At 48.9% G+C, this 17,985-nt stretch carries 13 protein-coding genes, 8 tRNA genes and 3 pseudogenes; 4 read left to right on the top strand and 20 right to left on the bottom strand.

Translation table 11 applies throughout. The features are described from left to right. Positions 1-15: 15 nt before the first annotated feature. The 6 genes from ABEW34_RS15720 to ABEW34_RS15695 all read right to left on the bottom strand — a co-directional run bounded on the left by ABEW34_RS15720 (position 16) and on the right by ABEW34_RS15695 (position 7,704). On the bottom strand, positions 16-1,845 hold the full coding sequence (locus ABEW34_RS15720; protein WP_430160127.1) for an ABC transporter ATP-binding protein: 1,830 nt from the start codon (positions 1,843-1,845) through the stop codon (positions 16-18). Then, positions 1,838-3,583 (bottom strand): ABC transporter ATP-binding protein, encoded by a 1,746-nt coding sequence (locus ABEW34_RS15715; protein ID WP_430160126.1) that lies wholly within the window; start codon positions 3,581-3,583, stop codon positions 1,838-1,840. Before ABEW34_RS15715 ends, ABEW34_RS15720 begins: the two co-directional genes overlap by 8 nt. Positions 3,584-3,724: 141 nt before the next feature. Then, on the bottom strand, positions 3,725-4,489 hold the full coding sequence (locus tag ABEW34_RS15710; protein ID WP_430160125.1) for a peptidoglycan recognition protein family protein: 765 nt from the start codon (positions 4,487-4,489) through the stop codon (positions 3,725-3,727). 158 nt (positions 4,490-4,647) lie between these two features. Further along, entirely contained in the window at positions 4,648-5,514 is an 867-nt protein-coding gene (gene hflC, locus ABEW34_RS15705) for a protease modulator HflC (protein ID WP_430160124.1), read from the bottom strand. Continuing rightward, on the bottom strand, positions 5,511-6,548 hold the full coding sequence (gene hflK, locus ABEW34_RS15700; protein ID WP_430160123.1) for an FtsH protease activity modulator HflK: 1,038 nt from the start codon (positions 6,546-6,548) through the stop codon (positions 5,511-5,513). Before hflK ends, hflC begins: the two co-directional genes overlap by 4 nt. A gap of 73 nt (positions 6,549-6,621) precedes the next feature. Next, on the bottom strand, positions 6,622-7,704 hold the full coding sequence (locus ABEW34_RS15695) for an AI-2E family transporter (protein WP_430160122.1): 1,083 nt from the start codon (positions 7,702-7,704) through the stop codon (positions 6,622-6,624). A gap of 259 nt (positions 7,705-7,963) precedes the next feature. On the opposite strand from ABEW34_RS15695, the pseudogene ABEW34_RS15690 reads away from it, so the two are divergent. The 3 genes and pseudogenes from ABEW34_RS15690 to ABEW34_RS15680 all read left to right on the top strand — a co-directional run. Further along, positions 7,964-8,572: pseudogene (locus ABEW34_RS15690) on the top strand (LamG-like jellyroll fold domain-containing protein); the annotation flags it as partial. A 126-nt stretch (positions 8,573-8,698) separates the two neighbouring features. Beyond that, a pseudogene (locus ABEW34_RS15685) lies at positions 8,699-9,871 on the top strand (right-handed parallel beta-helix repeat-containing protein); the annotation flags it as partial. 138 nt (positions 9,872-10,009) lie between these two features. Continuing rightward, complete coding sequence (locus tag ABEW34_RS15680) at positions 10,010-10,564, top strand: SEC-C metal-binding domain-containing protein (protein ID WP_430160121.1); 555 nt, start codon at positions 10,010-10,012, stop codon at positions 10,562-10,564. Positions 10,565-10,741: 177 nt separating this feature from the next. Here ABEW34_RS15680 and ABEW34_RS15675 read toward each other — a convergent pair whose 3' ends face one another. From ABEW34_RS15675 to ABEW34_RS15635, 9 genes are all read right to left on the bottom strand, one after another. After that, positions 10,742-11,164 (bottom strand): pyridoxamine 5'-phosphate oxidase family protein, encoded by a 423-nt coding sequence (locus ABEW34_RS15675; RefSeq protein ID WP_430160120.1) that lies wholly within the window; start codon positions 11,162-11,164, stop codon positions 10,742-10,744. 209 nt (positions 11,165-11,373) lie between these two features. Next, entirely contained in the window at positions 11,374-11,964 is a 591-nt protein-coding gene (locus ABEW34_RS15670) for a ribonuclease H-like YkuK family protein (protein WP_430160119.1), read from the bottom strand. A 51-nt stretch (positions 11,965-12,015) separates the two neighbouring features. Further along, positions 12,016-12,099, bottom strand: a tRNA-Leu gene (locus tag ABEW34_RS15665). Positions 12,100-12,106: 7 nt separating this feature from the next. Then, a tRNA-Glu gene (locus ABEW34_RS15660) sits at positions 12,107-12,183 on the bottom strand. Positions 12,184-12,206: 23 nt separating this feature from the next. Continuing rightward, positions 12,207-12,279, bottom strand: a tRNA-Trp gene (locus ABEW34_RS15655). A gap of 9 nt (positions 12,280-12,288) precedes the next feature. Continuing rightward, a tRNA-Gln gene (locus tag ABEW34_RS15650) sits at positions 12,289-12,362 on the bottom strand. A 5-nt stretch (positions 12,363-12,367) separates the two neighbouring features. Continuing rightward, positions 12,368-12,443: transfer RNA gene (locus ABEW34_RS15645), tRNA-His, on the bottom strand. Positions 12,444-12,445: 2 nt separating this feature from the next. Next, positions 12,446-12,522, bottom strand: a tRNA-Glu gene (locus tag ABEW34_RS15640). Positions 12,523-12,746: 224 nt separating this feature from the next. Continuing rightward, positions 12,747-12,980 (bottom strand): hypothetical protein, encoded by a 234-nt coding sequence (locus tag ABEW34_RS15635; RefSeq protein ID WP_430160118.1) that lies wholly within the window; start codon positions 12,978-12,980, stop codon positions 12,747-12,749. Positions 12,981-13,810: 830 nt separating this feature from the next. Here ABEW34_RS15635 and ABEW34_RS15630 point away from each other — a divergent pair. Next, positions 13,811-14,509 (top strand): S-layer homology domain-containing protein, encoded by a 699-nt coding sequence (locus ABEW34_RS15630; RefSeq protein WP_430160117.1) that lies wholly within the window; start codon positions 13,811-13,813, stop codon positions 14,507-14,509. Between the two features lie 172 nt (positions 14,510-14,681). On the opposite strand, the gene ABEW34_RS15625 is transcribed toward ABEW34_RS15630, so the two are convergent. From ABEW34_RS15625 to ABEW34_RS15605, 5 genes and pseudogenes are all read right to left on the bottom strand, one after another. Beyond that, entirely contained in the window at positions 14,682-16,400 is a 1,719-nt protein-coding gene (locus ABEW34_RS15625; RefSeq protein WP_430160116.1) for a DUF4127 family protein, read from the bottom strand. A 178-nt stretch (positions 16,401-16,578) separates the two neighbouring features. Continuing rightward, positions 16,579-16,656 (bottom strand): annotated as a pseudogene (locus ABEW34_RS15620) (helix-turn-helix domain-containing protein); the annotation flags it as partial. A 454-nt stretch (positions 16,657-17,110) separates the two neighbouring features. Further along, positions 17,111-17,692: a hypothetical protein gene (locus ABEW34_RS15615; RefSeq protein WP_430160115.1), complete on the bottom strand. Its 582-nt coding sequence runs from the start codon at positions 17,690-17,692 to the stop codon at positions 17,111-17,113. An 88-nt stretch (positions 17,693-17,780) separates the two neighbouring features. Next, positions 17,781-17,865: transfer RNA gene (locus ABEW34_RS15610), tRNA-Leu, on the bottom strand. 29 nt (positions 17,866-17,894) lie between these two features. After that, a tRNA-Lys gene (locus tag ABEW34_RS15605) sits at positions 17,895-17,970 on the bottom strand. Positions 17,971-17,985 lie beyond the last annotated feature (15 nt).

The raw sequence follows: 17,985 nt of genomic DNA, 5'->3' as shown, positions 1-17,985 counted from the left end.
CTCCATTTAATCAGCTCAAGCGAATACTTTGCCCCGCGAATGGCGATACAGCTCTTCGTAGTACCCATGCCGTCTCACCAGCTCTGAATGTGTGCCCTGCTCGGCAATTTCGCCCTTGCGCATCACAATAATGCGATCAGCCTTCATGACGGTAGAAAGGCGGTGTGCGATAATAATCGTCGTGCGTCCTTGCGATACGATCGCAAGCGCCTGCTCCAGCAGCTGCTCGCTATACGAATCCAGATTCGCCGTCGCTTCGTCAAGAATGAGAATTTTCGGCTGAAATACGATTATTCGGGCAAAGGAGATCAGCTGCCGCTCGCCGGCAGACAAGCCGCTTCCCCGCTCGGACAGCCGCGTATTATAGCCATCGCTCATCCGCTTGATAATAGCATCTGCCCCAACTAGGCGGCACGCCTCCATAACCGTTTCCTCATCAATGTCCATATCGAACAGCCTCACATTATCCAGCACGCTGCCAGAATAAAGATAGGGCTCCTGTTGAACGAGACCGACAATGCGGTGCAGCTGCGCTTGCTCGATATCGCGTACATCCGTGCCGTCGATCCTCACGCCGCCAGAGCGAACATCGTAGAAACGGCAGAGCAGGCTGATCAGCGAGCTTTTGCCTGCACCAGTCGTGCCGACGATGCCAATACGCTCCCCTGCCCGGATACGCAGCGACAAGCCCTGAATGACAGGCGTCCGATCGTCGTAACCAAATACAACATGATCAAATTCAATATCGCCACGTATTTGCGCTTTCGCAAGCGTACGGGGCTTCTCCTTGCTTGCCACCTCCGGCTTAAGCGCAAATATGCCCCAGATGCGGGACACCGCAACCGTCGCCGATTGCAGCGTATTCCACTGCTGCGTAATCGTATTAAGCGGCTGGAAAAACTGGCGGATATACGTAATGAACGCGTAAAGGACGCCGAACTCGATTTGCTTGTTCAGCACCGCCATGCCGCCAAGCCACGTAACGAAAGCAATAGACAGATTACTTAATATATCGAAGGAGCAGCGAAACCATACCTGCGTCTTTACTTCCTTCATATTAGCCCGGAAATAGCCTTCATTGCGCTCCATAAATTCCCGCTGCTGCTCCTTCTCCTGGTGAAAAACCTGGATTAGATTCATTCCGGCTAAGTTCTCAGCAGTAAAAGCTATGAGCCGGGAGAGCTGCGTTCGCGCCCGCTGATAGGTCCGGCGCATATAAGAACGGAAACCGATGGCGATGCCCGCAATAATCGGCAGCAGAAGCAAGCAATAAAGCGCCAGCTGTGCGTCCAATTGGAACATCAAAAATATAATGAATACCAGCGTCATGCCATCGCGCAGCACGCTCATCAGCACTTGGCTGAACAGTTGATTCAGCGATTCCGTATCGCTGGAAACGTGGGTAATCAAGCTGCCGCTTGAGGTCCGGTCAAAATAAGACATCGACAGTTTTGAAATGTGCTCGAACAGCTGCTTGCGGACTTTCGCCACAATGCTTTGCCCTGTGTATTGCAGCATATTGTTCTGCAGGTAGGTAAACAGCAGGCTCATTGCGGCTAAGCCCAAATACAGGGCTCCTATACCGATAATAGAGCGATACTCCCCCTTGCCCGCCATCAAATGATCATCAATAATCACTTTCACTAGATAGGGCTGGAGCAAATCAGCCGCTATAGCAAGCAGCGTACAGAAGAAGATTAGCATAAAGCTCCATTTATGGGGTTTAGCAAAGGCGGATAATGCCCGAAATGCTGACATATATTTTATATCTGGCTTCGGCTGGTTTTGACCCGTTTGCTGTTCAGCCCTCTGGTCAGCCTCCCAATTGCGAATGGAATTAGCCATCTGCTTCTCCCTCCTCCTGAATCGCGCACAGCGATGCGTATAAGCCCGGCTTCGCCGACAGCTCGGCATGGGTTCCTTGCTGCGCAATCGTCCCTTCCTTCATGACGATAATTTGATCGGCATGCTTGATCGCGCTAATTCTATGGGCTACAATAATCGTCGTTTTCCCTTTGCGCATCCTGCGTACCGTATTCATAATTTCCGTCTCGGTTACAGCATCGACAGCGCTGACACTGTCATCCAAAATCATTAGCGGCGCCTGCTTGATGAAGCCTCTCGCAAGACTCGTTCGCTGGCGCTGCCCGCCAGACAGCGTCACCCCGCGTTCCCCAAGCTTCGTCTCGAACTGTTCGGGAAAAGCCATAATATTTTCAAAAATTTGCGCCTGCCTTGCCGATTCCTCAACAGTCTCCATTTCACGCCCCCGATCCGAAAACGCAATATTGTCGCGAATGGAGGTACTGAATAGAAAGCCATCCTGCGGCACGTAGCCGATTTGGCTGCGCAGGCTCTCAAGTGTAATGTCGCGAATATCCGTCCCATCAAAACGAATGGTGCCCATCGGCGCTTCATATGTGCGCAGCAGCAGCTTCATAAGCGTCGTCTTGCCGCTGCCGGTCGCTCCCACGATGCCAATCGTCATGCCCGGCCGAATGTTCAGCTGAATATCGCGCAGTGCCGCTTCGCGAGCCCCCGGATAAGTAAAAGACAGTCCCGCAACATGAATGCTCTTGCCCTGCAAATCAAGCGAGGCTGCTGCCTTGCTTTCCTGAATATCCGGCGTCTCTGACAGCAGCTCGTTCAGCCGCTCCAATGAGGCCCGCGAGCGCTGCATCGTATTAATGACAGTGCCGATTTGCTGAAGCGGGTTCATGAGCATCCGTATGTAAAGCGTCAATGCTACAAAATGCCCCAGCGACAGCTCGCCATTCACCGTTAAGTAGCCGCCTAACGAAATGGCTATAATTAAAGACAAAGCGCCGAGAAAGGGGATAATCGCCTGAAAAATCGAAGATACACGGACCAGACGAAGCTGATTGTCCTTGATTTGATCCACGGTCGTGAAAAACCGCTCATTCATGACCGATTCAACAGCAAATTTCTTCGTGACGCGTATGCCCCCGAATTGCTCCTCCGCTGACTCGGTCATCGTAGCGAGCGAGGCCTGCACTTTTTTGGAGCGCTGCATAATGACTGGCCCGAATCTCGTTACGATGAACGGGATCAGCAGCAGCGGCACAATGGACGAGGCTAGCAAAAACAGCGGGATGCCGCTGTAAAGCATCATCGTAACGACGGCGAAAAACAACGTCACCGCACTGGCCGTCTGATTGACGCCCATCGAGATCGACTCCCTCACTCCAGTGACGTCATTGACGACATAGCTCAGCAGCTTGCCGACGCCATTTTTCGAATAAAAACGTTCGCTAAGTCCTGTAAAATGCACAAACAGCTTGCCGCGCGTCAATCGCTCAAAACGTCTGCCAATGTACATAATGAGAAATTGCGCCACACAAGCCAGCACAACATAGCTCGCGCCGATGGCGAGCAGCAGCAGGCTGTATTCTTGAATAAGCCCGCTCGATAAACCGTTATTTTGCAGCGCATCCGTAAACCTTCCCAGCACCTGCGGAAAGAACACCTGAATGATACTGGATGCGACATGCAGCAGAACGGCAACGGCATACAAAGGCCAGCTTTGTCTTAGAAAATCGACTAAAATCCGCCCTTTTTTCATTCTGCACATCACTCCTTTGCCGACTAACTATTTACCGCTATAGTATCCATTGTAACAGTTTATTCCCCTTTTGGGTCGAAAATGACGAAAAGACGGCTCGCTTGAGCCGCCTCCACTCTGCGTTCAGCCTCTCCCTGCCGCCTACAGCAGCCCTTTGCGATACAGCACGGTCAGCAAGCGATAAAAGTCCAGCGATCCGCCTTCCGGCGTGTCGATGACTCCAGCTGCTGCCGCAGCCGCGACCGCTGCTTTCGCCCATGCTGGCACCGCCATGCTGTGCTTGGCTTCTAGCTCCGTTACCCGCTTCACCAGCGCATCAAACTGCTGGCGCTCCGCATCTGTCATGGGCTCCCCCTCCTCCTCCGGCTTTTCCGGCTCTGGTTCTGGTTCCGGCTCTGGCTTCACTGGATCGCCCAGCAGCGCTTTAATTTGCAGCAAAAAGCTTTCCCAGCTGCCCGGCCGGCTCCGAAACGTATGCGGACAGTTTTTGCCGCTCCAGTGGTTATGCTGCACAACTGCCGTAATCGGCAGCCCGAGCTGGCGCAGCAGCCCGGCAATGAGCGCCGCTGCATTCGCCTCCGCCTTGCTGCGGTTGCCATCGGCATTTTCACAAATTTCGATGCCGATTGAGCTGCGGTTGCCCGGCCCATTGCCATCGCCTGCATGCCAGCCATGCTCGGTCACTGGCAAATGCTGCACGACCCTCGTATCATCGACCGTAAAATGCCAGGACACGGGAAGTGCGGCGGCGGCACTGCCTTTTAAATATTTGGCATGCGAAAGCGCATCCGCTCCCTTCGAGCTGTTCGCTGTATCATGTACCGTCACATATTTCGGCCCTTGAATGGCGTTGCCGGGACGGTTATTCCTGCCCGCCGGAATAAAATCCTGTATCCTTTCAGCCATCGGTCACCCTCCCTTCAGGCGCGAGCATCATTCGCTCGCTCTTATTAGGAAGTGCAGCAGCACCACAATTGGTTTGTACACCTGCCTGAAGGCGACAAAAAAAGGCGGGGAAGAGCACTGCTCTTCCCCGCCTCGTTATTCAGCCACAAGCTGGCTCTTTATTTGCCCAGCAATATTTTCGCATATGGCGAGTCGATTGGCAGCATGATGACAGGCTCGTTTTTGAGCGTCGTCACATAGCTGTCCAGCGTCCGGTAGAAATTATAGAACGCCGGGTCCTGTCCGTATGCCTTATTGTAGATTTTCGCCGCCTGCTGCTCGCCCTCGGCAACGATTTTTTTCGCATCAGCCTGAGCTTGCGACATCAGCTCGCTTGCGGTGCGGTCAGCCTTCGCTGTAATTTTGCGCGATTCCTCATCACCCTCGGACAAATAACGCGCCGCGATGGATTGACGGTCGGAAATCATCCGATTGTACACGCTCTGTTTATTGCCTTCAGGCAAATCCGTCCGCTTAATGCGCACATCAACTACCTCAACGCCATAATCGTCGCGCTTCAGCGCCTCAGCTACGTCGCGCGTAATTTCATCATTAATATTGCCGCGCTCCGTCTGCTCACTAATAATATTATCGTAATTGACCTCGGACAGCTTGCGCCGCACCGAATTGTAGACCGCTTCATCGATACGCTGGACGCCAGCGCTTACCGTCTGCGCCGTTTTCAGAAATTGCTCCGGGTTCGTAATGCGCCAAACGGTGTAATTGTCCACGATGATCGGCTTCTTATCCTTCGTCAAAATCGACGTTGGATTGCTCTCGTACGTCATCTGGTATTTCGGTAATGGCGATACATTTTCGATAAATGGAATTTTCAGCTTGAGGCCCGGCGTTTCGGCAACCCGCACCGCTTCCCCAAACTTCAGCACGACCTTGTATTCGCCTTCCTTTACGATATACATCGAGCCTGCGCCCAGAATGACGACGAGCACAAGGCCGACTAGCAGCATCAATTGGTTTTTCTTCATGGTGTTACGCCCCCTTCCGCCTGCGGAGCAGGGGTTTGCGAATTGCTCGAGCTGCTGGAAGAAGCACTTTTGCTGCGAAGCAGCTCATTAAGCGGCAAGTAATTCACCGTATCTCCATTATTGTTTGTAATGAAAATTTGCGCGTTCGGCAATATTTTTTCCAGCGTCTCAAGGATTAGACGGCTTTGCGTAACGTCTGGATTATTTTTATATTCGGCAAAAATCGCATTGAACTTCGCCACGTCGCCCTCGGCGTTCAAGATCCGCGACTTTTTCTCTGCCTCGGCATTTTCGAGCAGCGCCTGTGCTTCACCGCGCGCCTTTGGAATGCGATCGTTTTCATATTTTGCCGCGTTGTTGATCTTTGTATTTTTCTCCTCGCGGGCATTTGTGACTTCGCGGAACGCTTCCTCTACCTGGCCGCTTGGCGGCTCAATATCCTGGAACTTAATGTCCATAATTTGAATGCCGGTTTGATATTTCGTTTGCAGCTCCAGCAGCTTCTCCCGCACCTTATCCTGAATAACGGTTTTCCCATCCGTAATCGCATAGTCGAGCTTCTCTGAACCGATAACCGAACGGATGGAGGAGCTTGCCGCATTGCGCAGAAAGCGCTCCGGATCATCAATATTGTACAAATAGTCATGCAAATTGCTTATTTTCCACTGGACGACGGCGTCGGCCGATACGATATTTTCATCCCCGGTAATCATAAGCGCTTCGTCGTCAACGGGTGTCACGCTATCGCCATTTTGACGGTACCCGATATGAATGCGCTGCACCAGCTCAGCTGGCACCGTTACAACTTGCTGAATCGGATATGGAAACTTAAAATGCAGCCCCGCCGTCGATTCCCCCGTATACTGTCCGAATGTCAAAATCGCCGCCCGCTCCTGCTCCTGCACCGTATAAAAAGATGAAAATCCGAGCGTAACGGCTACGATGCCGATGGCTGCCCCGATGATCGCCTTTTTTACCGTTTTTGGATTAAGCGGCTTCTGGCTTCCTTGCGGTCTGTTTATTTCAGTGTTCAATTAAACCTCTCCCTTCTATTTATATGAACAAAATGAGAACAAACCTAATCTGTTCATACGTGAAGGGAGCCTATTAGGTGACAGTTTTTTCCCAGCGATTATAAATCCGCACGACGATGATCTTCACAAGCAAATAAACCGGGATCGCAACCATGATGCCGATGATGCCGCCGAGCGTCCCTGAGACGAGAATAAGCAGCAGCGTTGTAATGGGATGAACGTCCAGCCTTCGCCCATAAATATATGGGGACAAAATGTTGCCTTCAATTTGCTGGGCCAGCATAATGACGACCACAACCCAGATGACGGACGAAGGCTCATCGATAAACGCCACGATCACACAAGGGATAAGCCCTAAAAATTGCCCAATATACGGAATCATATTCATCAAAGCAATGAAGAGCGCAAGCACTAGCGGATAGGGCACGCCGATTAGAAGGAAGCCAACGAGCACCATCCCGCCAAGCAGCAGGCACAGCGTAACCCGGCCCACAATAAAGCCGCTTAACGCTTTGTCCATCTCCTGAAGCGTCTCTTTCAAACCGTTTTTGTATCGCCCAGGGACCCGATCCAGCAGCTTCTGGACCGCGGCCCGGTCATCCATCAGCATGTAATAGAGCAGCAGCGGAGCCGTAGATACGACAATTATAAAATTAGAGAGCACAGAAAAGGCATTTTTCATATAATCGGTTGCCGATGCAATGCTTTTCGTTAAATAGGGCCCGGCTTTATCCATTAAATTAAAACCTGCAAAATCAAATTTCGACAGATCGATCCCAAACAAAATTTGATTTTTCTGAAGCTGGTCCAGCTGCCTTCGAAAATCATCCGCCAGCTTTGGCAGCTGCTCAAGCAAACCCGTCAGCTGGCGCTGCAATATCGGCCATACGACGATGCCGAGCAGCGTAATGAGCGCAGCCGCGAGCACATATAGGAGCAAAATGCAGAGCGGCTTCGGCAGCTTCCAGCGATGCAGGCGTGCGACCAATGGGCGGAGCAAATAATACAAAAATACCGACAGCACGATCGGTACAAAGATGATTTTCAGCGCAAGCATAATTGGGTCAAAAAAGGCGGAGTTGCGCGCAAACAAGTACAAAATAAGCAGCACTAATATAATGCTGACGAAAAATTGGTTCAATCGGGTTAAACGCATAGTGAAGCTTCCCTTCTGTCGCTTAGTCATGCCTATCATCTATGCTTACCCATTCCCCTGCTCCTGAAACCAAATGACAAGCTTGGCTTGAGCGTTCGGTAAACATACCACCTATCGAAAAAGCCCCATTTTTCGCGGCTAAAACAACATGTGAGGTAATGATTATTGCTGGAATCGCTTTCATTCCTTACGATGTGTCCAAGGAGGTCGAATGGAATAAAATACAATTTAAGCGATTACAAAGGAGGAAATAAACGCAATGTCCACTATGCTATTTAAGAAAAAGGGGATCAAACCACTCGCCTTCCTGCTCTGCTTCTGTCTCGCGCTTCCTTTTACATCCATGCTCGGTAAAGTTCAGGCGGCTACGCTTTACAGCGCTGATTTTGAAGCGGGAACAGCTTCCGGCTGGACGTCGACAAGCGGTACATGGTCGGTCGTACAGGATAGCGGCTCCTACACCTATGCCCAAACAAGCTCCGTAGAGGGCCGCACTTCCGCAGGAAATCAGGCCTGGACGGATTACAGCGTTGAAGCGAAAGTGAAAATTGATAATTTTAATGGAACGAACCGTACTTATGTAGCCGGACGCTATCAGGATGGCAATAATTTTTATGCGGCGTCGCTATATAACAGCGGCAGCGGCAAGCTTGAAATACGCAAAAAGGTAAGCGGTTCCACGACTACTCTGGCAACCGTTGACTACCCCATTGCTGCTGGTACATGGTATACGGTTAAACTCACGATGGCTGGATCGGCAATCACTATGCATGTGAATGGCACGCAGGTGCTGACGGCCGCTGACTCCAGTCTGACCTCAGGGGCTGTTGGTCTCGTCAGCTTTAAGACGGCTGCTAAATTCGACAATGTCATCGTGTCGGATTCGGCATCGACGCCGACGCCGACACCGACACCAACAGCGACAGCAACTCCAACTCCAACTCCTACAGCTACTCCGACCCCTACAGCTACACCAGCACCATCCGCTACACCAACGCCAGCTGCAGGCGATCTGTTCGTAGCGGCGAATGGCTCTGCCAGCAATAGCGGCACAATCAGCAGCCCGCTTACGCTTGCAGCAGCGCTGACGCAAATTCAACCGGGCAAAACGATCTATTTGCGCGGCGGCACTTACGCTTTTTCCGAAACGGTAACGATTGAGCGCACGAATAGCGGAAGCTCGGTTAGTGCACGCAAAGGACTTGTCGCCTATGGCAGCGAGAAGCCTGTGCTGGATTTCTCCGCACAAGCTTTTGCCTCCACGAACCGCGGTCTGCAAATTAATGGCCACTACTGGTTTGTGAAAGGTCTTGAAGTGAAGGGCGCTGGTGATAACGGCATCTTCATCGGCGGAAATTATAACCGGATTGAAAATGTTGAAACGCATCATAACCGCGACACGGGTCTGCAGCTTGGACGTTATGTATCCACCGCCGGCTACAGCGAGTGGCCAGCATACAATGAAATTATTAATTCTTATTCCCACGACAACTACGACCCGGATAATGGAGAGGATGCAGACGGCTTTGCGGCGAAGCTGACGGTTGGCCCGGGCAATGTTTTCGACGGCTGTATTGCGGCGTATAACGTGGATGACGGTTGGGATCTCTATTCAAAAACCGATACGGGAGCGATTGGAGTTGTAACGATTCGCAACAGCATCGCCTATCAAAACGGCCAAACGTCCGACGGTACAACGACCACCGATAGCGATGGCAATGGCTTCAAGCTGGGCGGCGAAAAAATTGCCGTCAATCACATTGTCGAGAACAGCATCGCTTTCCAAAACAAAAAGCATGGCTTCACTTATAACAGCAACCCAGGCACCATTTCCATGAAAAACAATACTTCATGGAGCAATGGACAAAGCAACTTCGCTTTTGATTTAGGCACACATATATTCACCAATAACCTGAGTCTTGGCGGCGGCTCCAGTGACAAAACAAGCGGAACCGATGTTTCAAATACCAATGTTTGGTGGAAAAGCAATGCCAGCGTAAACGGCAAAGGCTTGCTTGCAAGCTCGGCTGACTTCGTGAGCTTGACCCCAACCGTTACCCGAAATGCAGACGGATCGCCGAATCTTGGCAACTTCCTCAAGCTGGCCACTGGCAGCGATTTAATCGGCTCCGGCACGCCATCTGGCACGAATGTTGGTGCCCGTTAGACCTAAATAAGAGCAGGAATTTACGGCCGCCCCTTGCCTGAATGCGTCAAAACCGCTACCATGGTAAGGGTGCATAAGCGAAGGCTGCCCCTTGTGGCTCCTTATGTACGATTAACTTTTTGCCTAAGGAGACTTAACATGTTAAAGCCAGGAAGAAATGATGTATGCCACTGCGGCAGCGGCCGTAAATATAAAAAATGCTGTATCGAGCTTGATCGCGAGGAAGAGCGCCGCTTGGCGGCGGCGCAAGCTTCCGGCGGGCTGCAATCGTACGCGGATATCGAGCGTCTGCTGGATCAAGAGCTCGTGTGGGAAGCACCGTCCTATGGAGAGCTTGCCCGTGAGCTGGCTGGACAAATGAAGGATGGCTACACGCCTGCCCAAATTAGCCTTGCCCTGTTTATGTGGAAGGAATATACGGATGCAAATATTCCTTCCTTCCGTAAATCCGGCGTTTACTGTGCGGCTTTGGAATATTTGATTTGTGAAATTCAAAGCATTCCTAGCTCGAAAGCCGAGCTTGCCGAGAAGTACAGCGTATCCGTATCTACTCTATCGAAAAAATGCACCGAGCTGACCAGCTTCTTTATGGAGCAATATGCAGAGCTGCAGGCGGAGCAGCCTGGGGCAGCAGCCACTGGCGATGCTGAGAAAGCAGAGCAGCTCCAGCAAGAGGAGCTTGTGAAGGCATAAGCTAGAGCTGGTCTACGGGCTGTAGCATCGTGCTTTTTCACTTCAATCTATTACAATTACATGGTTGTCAATAGCAGCAAAAGAGCCCGCTGCCTTCACATAAAAGTGAAAGCAGCGGGCTCTTTTCGTTTGTTTTTTTATGGAAAGCTCTAGTTAACCACTACTGCTAATCGATGGCTATTGCAGCCACACCTTGGTCTCGCCACCGTCTCTCGAGTATTCAATATACTCCGGGAACGCTTCTATAATAATGTATTCCGGATCATGAGGTCCATCAAACCACTGCTTAAAGTTTTCATTCCATAGCTTCTCACGCAGCTTGTCGTCCGCACATAACTCGGCACGAGCCTGAATTTGAACAATATCGGTAGATGGCTTGCCATCGTAACCGACAAGAATATGTACATTCGGGTTAGCCCGCAGCTCATCAACCTTGCTCGTATCGCGATTTGTCGCCAAATATAAGTTAAGTCCATCATGGAAAAGTGCCATATAACGCACCATCGGCTTATCGCCATTTACGGTAGCAAACGAGCAAACATGGTTCGCTTGAAGCACATCAATAATTTCCTGCTCCAATTGTTTTGTTGTATTCGGCATCGGTATCTCTCCTTTAAAGGTTCATCTTTTGCCAAACTTTCTGGCATCGCGCTTGCCATAGATTACCCCTTTTGCCGTTTTTTTAATCGGAGCTTTGATTTGGTGTTTATTCTTCTTTTATGTAATGGACAGCAAGGCACCGATAGATAAGCTGCTTTTCTTTAGCTTACAACCAGCGCCAGCCGTATAGCAAACGTGCAGTAAATGATTTATTTTTCTACAACATCATTTGCCGCGAAGCGGTAAGGCTTCTTGGAATGCCGATTCGCATAGGAAGAAGCGACAATTGCTTCCGGTTTCAGACGAGCTTTCATCCCCATAGCTTCCACACGCAGTACCATTTCCGCCACATAGGCAGCTGTCTTGCTGACAGCCGGATCGGTTCCGGCATCAACGTCAATATACGCTTCGAAGGATGCGCCTTTGTATACAAAAGGAAGCACGATATCCTCCATTTGCGTCCTGCGATCTCCACCAAAAAACAGTGCAACCTCTTCACTGTACGACGTTTCCAGCGACAGCTTCTCCTTAATGGATTTCAGTTCCCGCGGTATGACGACCTGCCGATAGCAGGCCCATGCCCCTTTGCCCTCACGCTGGATAACGACGCCGGTAATCATCGTCGTATGTCCCGCATGCACCTGGCAGTCGGTACCGATCATGAAATTGTAATTTGCATGTGGATCAAGCGACATAAAACGGACAATGCGATCATGCACCTGCTCCAAATTGAGGCGTCTTTCCGATACATTGTGAAACTCCATGTCGTGAATCAATTGAAGATGTTTTCTTATTTTCATCATCGTCACCTGTAAAGCAATTAGGCTTCTTCCCTTCTTTAGTGAGATTAGTGTGCTTCAAGGGACTTGAACCCTTAGTGTCTTAATGACAGCGGATTTTAAGTCCGCCGCGTCTGCCATTTCCGCCAGAAGCACAAATTAATGGTGACGCATGGGGGATTTGAACCCGCCGTATCCACGAGTGAAAGTCGTGTGGCTTAGCCGCTTGCCGAATGCGCCTTAATGGAATAATTGCTTTAAAACAAGGGGCGCGGGTATCGAACCCGCCTCATTCGGATTTGGACTCCGAATCGCCTGCCTTGGACATGTCCCCCTCTATCGGATTGGCTGCCCCTCTTGGAATCGAACCAAGACGCACGGTGTCAAAGACCGTTGCCCTACCGTTAGGCGAAGGGGCATTACTTGGGGAGATTAACCGGACTCGAACCGGTACTTATCAGGACCACAACCTGACGTGTTTGCCTTTTCACCATAATCTCCATGGTGACGCATGGGGGATTCGAACCCTCCGTATCCACGAGTGAAAGTCGTGTGGCTTAGCCGCTTGCCGAATGCGCCTTAATTAAATGACTACTGAATCAAACCAAAAAAGGAGCGTTTATTCCAATTTTTGCAATAAAAAAACTACTTTCTCCCTCTCGGCTCCGCCTTGCCTCCCCCGACTTCAGCCTACTTCAGCTAAGTTGCGAGAAAACACAAACGGACCACTCGCCTAGGGTGCAAGTAGTCTTCACGTATACAGATAGCGAATCATCGGAATTATTCTACCCCGTGCTTCAAGATCAGGCTGCCGCTTCTCCCCCTTTATTCAGGCTGGAGCAGTCCGGCTGCGATACGCAAAAACGACGAATATTCGGTTCGATGCAGGCAACATGTAAGTTTTCATTCATCTCTTCTAAAGCTGGATGCTGCTGTTCATCCGTCTGATGCTTAACTGTTCCGCTCTGCACTTGCTCATACTGATGTAAATCAAGCTCCGCTTGCCAATTCATAAGCTGTTCTGCTGTGTTTTTCATTTCCCGCACCTTCCTTTCCTCTTCGTTATTGGTCTCGCAATGGAATCGGCTTACCGATCACGCATTCCACTTCAATGCTTTAACGCTTTAATTCATGTTTGACTTGATGCTTCTCATACTAGCATATCGACTTTTAACAAGTCAACCCTTTTTATTTTAAAAAATGAAAATAGTTTATATAATTGATTTTATTACCTTATATTCATGAATGTCACACGGAAAATCGAATCATTTTTCGTTAATGAATGATTTTCTCCATCTGAAATATTCCTAAAACAAATAAAAAAAGGACTACTGCTCAGCGGCAGTAGTCCTTCATCTCCCCTTCAATAGCCTACCCATCCAGGGGCTCAGGCGAATACCTGGTTCCCTTCCGGTTGGCGTCGAAAGCATATAGGAGAAAGGCTGCTGCACGGGCTGTAAGCATTATCGGCCTGCACAAAAAGATGGCTGCTCTGTTCCGAGCCCCACGGTTGTTCAAGCTTGCTATCATGATTGAATAATAAAATGGTTAACATGCGCCGTGCACTTCCTTTCCTTTGATTGATTATGTTAAATGGATTAAGTTAAAATGGAGTCAACAACATCTGTTAATATTGCATTTAATCCTTGTCAATTGTTTCCCATCTTATAGCAAATAATCCTATGCTGTCAACAGCAAATATTTATTCGTCTGAATGACAAAACTCATTTAACAAAAAATATCAGGCAATTTATAGGTGTACAGCTGATTCGTTTTTATAGCCCAAATTTTTTTGCAACCTTTCTGGTCATGTCTCGTCTGATACGATGTAAGCAGCATGCAAAATTTCACATAGAGGTGATATACAATGAGAATCAAACATAAATTTGTGATGTTATCCGCTACTGCTCTGCTGGCGATATCTTTTGCCAGCCAAAGCTTCGCGGCTTCTACTCCTTTCAATGATGTTAATCAGTCTTCTGTTAAAGATAAAATTGCTTCACTACAGGAGAGGGGAGTTGTTAAAGGCGTGAGTGCTGACGAGTTTAAACCAGATGCTGCCATTACAGCAGCCCAAGGCATTCAATTGATTGTGAATGCACTGAATTTGAACATCGATAACATTAGATTTTTCAAAGCGCCGCTAGCGACTGACTACTTCGCTAAGGCTAGCAATGATGCCTGGTATGCAGACGCTTTAATCATTGCGGCGAATAATGGGCTTGAGCTGCCCGCCGATCTCGACCCCGCCAAGCCATGGACCAAAGAGGAATTCATCCAATATTTGATGAAGGCTGCCGAAGTTACGAACAACCTGCCGCTCATCAACATTAAGCCTTTGGAATTCGCCGATGAAACCGATCTGGACGTACAATATCAAGGAGCTGTTCAACGGGCACTTGTGTTGAAAATTGCGGATCTTAATGCGGACGGTAAGCTTAATCCAAAGGAGGAAATTTCCCGCGCCGAAGCAGCGGTTTTGACCTATAATGTGCTGGAGTATATAGCTGTGCATCCAGCTCCGACTCCAGCTCCAGTCGAGCCGGAAACGGGAGCCGCCGAGTAGACGCAAGCCCGCTCCCCGCCCAACCCAGCCCGTTGTATCATGAATATTAACTATCAAAACGAATTTAAGCAGCCCATTCTTTCATGCACCAAACAAATTAAAAGCCTTGATGTTTCCGCCCCTTATGACAAGGAGCAGATACCATCAAGGCTTCTTTTACATGCAGATTAAATTAGCAATAGGCCTGCATTCTTCGCAAGGACACAACTGGCTCCACCGTAATTTCAAAAGCGCGGTCCCAAATGAATTTAGGATTATCCCGCTTCAAAACGACACGGGTATATGGCGCTAGCGACCATCTTCCGTCACGAATTTGACGGATCGCGCAGGCCGGAGCTGCTGAGCTAATGCCAAAGGCCTTTTGTTGGGCGAGCGTCGCTGTATTCGTCTGCATACGGCCCTGCAAAAGTGCAGTCAACAGCTCATAGTCGCTGGCTGAATTGAACAGCCGCATATTTTGATCCGCAGTTACATTGGTATATGGCGAGCGTCCGCGAGACTCCGTGCGTATTTCAGCGATTGTAACAACCTTATAATAATAGTCTTTCAGAAAGCGCTTGAACAGCAGCGAGCCGTGTGCATCCATAGCCGTATCGAGCACAGCCGCATGCGTCTCCATCGTCAAGCAGGCATAGCGCGACTGTGCCATGCCAAGTGCCATGCCGATTTTATTGCCGGCCGTATTCCAGCCGCTATAGCCAAGCAGGCTGCCCGTGTACTTGCTGCCTAGCAGCGCCGACGTAACGGCTTCATTTGCCGCCCCGCCGCCTGTAAAATCAATTACAATCGTCGGCTGCATATTCGCCGCGTTTTCAGCTTCACGGCTCACCGCATTTACCGCTTGGTCAACCGCCGTAATCGCGATAATTTCCATATCACTCTCGCCACCGTTCACCGCTTCCCCGCCCACAATATCGATATGGCGCAGCAGGTTTTGATGAACATCCATATACTCATAGGGATTAACAATCGCCCGGCCATCCGGGCCAAAATATCGGATTGCAAAACGCGGCTTGCCGTTCACACAATATAGTTTTTTCGCCATACGAGCCAGCAAAGAATGTCCTAACCCATCGGCATCCGGCAAAATAATAGCCCGCTCCGGGTTTTGTCCATCCGTGCCGCCTAGCCACTCATTAATCCAATTTTCCACAAAAGCGATCTCATTCGCCTGAATCCCGTCAATATAGGCATCGTCAACGCCAATGGCAACAAAATCAATATAGCCCTGCCGTGCAAGCTGATCCAGCATGTAATACGTCATCGTCAATTTATGGCGCTTCGCATTATAATATTGCTCCTTATCCACATAAACGGTATCAGGGAAGTTCGTACCATCCGGCTGAATATCGTAGCCATTCAAAATAGCCAGCAGCTCCGTCTCCGGCTTGCGCGGCTTCTGCATGAGCGTACGCGTCTCGGTATAGGCTGGCATTGCCAGACCATCTACGAAGACGGTAGAAGCAAGCCGCATAATCGTATCGAGCACATAAATAGGCTTATACGGATAAGCCTGCTTGACCTCTCGTATAACATCAAGCAGCTCAGTCGTCTGCGTGTCATATGCAGGATACGTACCTTCAGCAGTAGCGCGCAAGCGCCTGCTCCCAATAAGTCCGCCGTACACAAGCATATCCAGAGAGATAATAAAACCATCCACCCTGGAAGCATGATGAAAAATAAAACGGCGAATAGGCTCCGGCTCGCCGAACGTCGGGCCAGAGGTACCGGTCACAAGCGTTTCGTCTGTCGTCATGTGGGAATCGAGTCGGTTGCGAATATCTCCTGCTGGCGGCACAATCACTTGAATGCCCGCGGCTTTGCCTTGCAAAATAATATCGTCCAAATTCGCTGGACGGTCGTCAAGCGGAATGTATAATACTTTTTTCATTTCGATCACTCCATGAAGTAAGGGTAGGCACATCTCATTGAAATATCTTGTACCTTCACTTATGTAGGTAACCTTTTCGATAGAATAACAACCAGAAAAATATTTTAATTCCTCAGTACAGTTCTCAATCGCCTCGAGAGGACATTTGAAAACCCGCATCTGAAAGTGCAGCTGTTCACGAAAGTAGAATAGAGCGCGCCTTTTGCAGCCTTAATTGCTTTTGGAATTGCAGCGGGCTCATCGCCGTTATTTCCTTTTACTAAATTGATCTTGCCTGCGATTGAACAGCCATCTGATTTTAATATGAATGAGACCCCTGCATAAAGATAAACTTGGCGGACACAGCAGCCGCTATTTTAACAAAATCATGGGTTAAGACTTAGTCGCGGACTCAGGGGCCGCTAATGCGCAGCAAATAGCCTTTTTGACGGGATAATGAGAGCGATAACGGATTTCCTGTCCGCTTACGGCATGAAATCGATTTAAAAGCCAGAATAGCTGAATCTCAGTCCTCCAAACAAAGGAGTGAGTGTCCCTCGTTTCCTGGCCTCAGCAACAATCACAGGTTGCGGTTCCCCTGCCCCCGTCAGATGAAATTGCTCTCGAATATGCACGAAGCAAGGTGCAGCAGACCGATTCCAGCTTGCTTACACATCCCCTAAAAAACTGTAAAATAAAAAAGCTATTTTCCCCTAACGGAAAAAGCTTCATTATTTTCGTTTTAAGTTACCCCCTACAACAATTTTATTTCGACCTGCGGCCTGTTCCAATTGCAAGGCAACTGATTTTGCATCATGCATTTGTTCCATAAAAATAACAATAGAATCATACTCATTTGACTCATTAAAGTAGTTGATAAATAAGTAGCCTTTTTCATGAAACATAAACACCCAACTTTTTACTCGCTCTTTACTAAATTCTTGCTCTGTAATCGTTGAAGTTCCCTGAATTTGTTTGAAATCTACGTTCATTTGAAAACCTTTGGAATTCCAAAAAATAAGTTGATCATAAAAAAACAACTCAATATCTGCTCCTTTGTGCAGTGGCAAGCCGTGGATATGCTGACCTTTGAACCCAGTTGCCTTTGTCTCTGTCTTTTTATTGATTCCTAAAATATTCATTAAGCCTATAGTCACTAAGATTAGGAGCTCTACAATTAGGATAAAAAAGAGAAACAAACCAATAACACTTATGAATATTTGTTGTTTAGGCATAAGAATGATTAGAGGCAATAGGAAAACAATAGCTAATGCGAACCAAATCCATAATCTAATTTTCCATTGTTTTTTCAAAACAACACTCCCTTAGGCATCTAGAAAAATATGTTAGTTAAAATAAAAAGAAGCCTTGAACATCAAGGCTTCTGGAATTTTTAAGTTATGGTGCGGTAGACAGGATTTGAACCTGCACGTCCATTGGACACTACCCCCTCAAGATAGCGTGTCTGCCGTTCCACCACTACCGCACATTTAGGGAAGTCTTACAAGAAAAAAATGGTGAGTCATGTAGGATTCGAACCTACGACACCCTGATTAAAAGTCAGGTGCTCTACCAGCTGAGCTAATGACTCGCACTAACAAAAAAT

Source organism: Paenibacillus algorifonticola (assembly GCF_050481745.1).
GTDB classification, from domain to species: domain Bacteria; phylum Bacillota; class Bacilli; order Paenibacillales; family Paenibacillaceae; genus Pristimantibacillus; species Pristimantibacillus algorifonticola_A.
The sequence above is the reverse complement of the archived record's forward strand: the minus strand, read 5'-3'. Positions and strand labels throughout refer to the sequence as shown.

Bases quoted from the DNA above. Each gene is read 5' to 3' on its own strand.
- ABEW34_RS15675 (WP_430160120.1), bottom strand. From the start codon at position 11,164: ATGCCGAATACAACAAAACAATTGGAGCAGGAAATTATTGATGTGCTT.
- ABEW34_RS15670 (WP_430160119.1), bottom strand. From the start codon at position 11,964: ATGAAAATAAGAAAACATCTTCAATTGATTCACGACATGGAGTTTCAC.
- ABEW34_RS15630 (WP_430160117.1), top strand. From the start codon at position 13,811: ATGAGAATCAAACATAAATTTGTGATGTTATCCGCTACTGCTCTGCTG.
- ABEW34_RS15625 (WP_430160116.1), bottom strand. From the start codon at position 16,400: ATGAAAAAAGTATTATACATTCCGCTTGACGACCGTCCAGCGAATTTG.
- ABEW34_RS15695 (WP_430160122.1), bottom strand. From the start codon at position 7,704: ATGCGTTTAACCCGATTGAACCAATTTTTCGTCAGCATTATATTAGTG.
- ABEW34_RS15715 (WP_430160126.1), bottom strand. From the start codon at position 3,583: ATGAAAAAAGGGCGGATTTTAGTCGATTTTCTAAGACAAAGCTGGCCT.
- ABEW34_RS15720 (WP_430160127.1), bottom strand. From the start codon at position 1,845: ATGGCTAATTCCATTCGCAATTGGGAGGCTGACCAGAGGGCTGAACAG.
- ABEW34_RS15710 (WP_430160125.1), bottom strand. From the start codon at position 4,489: ATGGCTGAAAGGATACAGGATTTTATTCCGGCGGGCAGGAATAACCGT.
- ABEW34_RS15680 (WP_430160121.1), top strand. From the start codon at position 10,010: ATGTTAAAGCCAGGAAGAAATGATGTATGCCACTGCGGCAGCGGCCGT.
- hflC (WP_430160124.1), bottom strand. From the start codon at position 5,514: ATGAAGAAAAACCAATTGATGCTGCTAGTCGGCCTTGTGCTCGTCGTC.
- ABEW34_RS15635 (WP_430160118.1), bottom strand. From the start codon at position 12,980: ATGAAAAACACAGCAGAACAGCTTATGAATTGGCAAGCGGAGCTTGAT.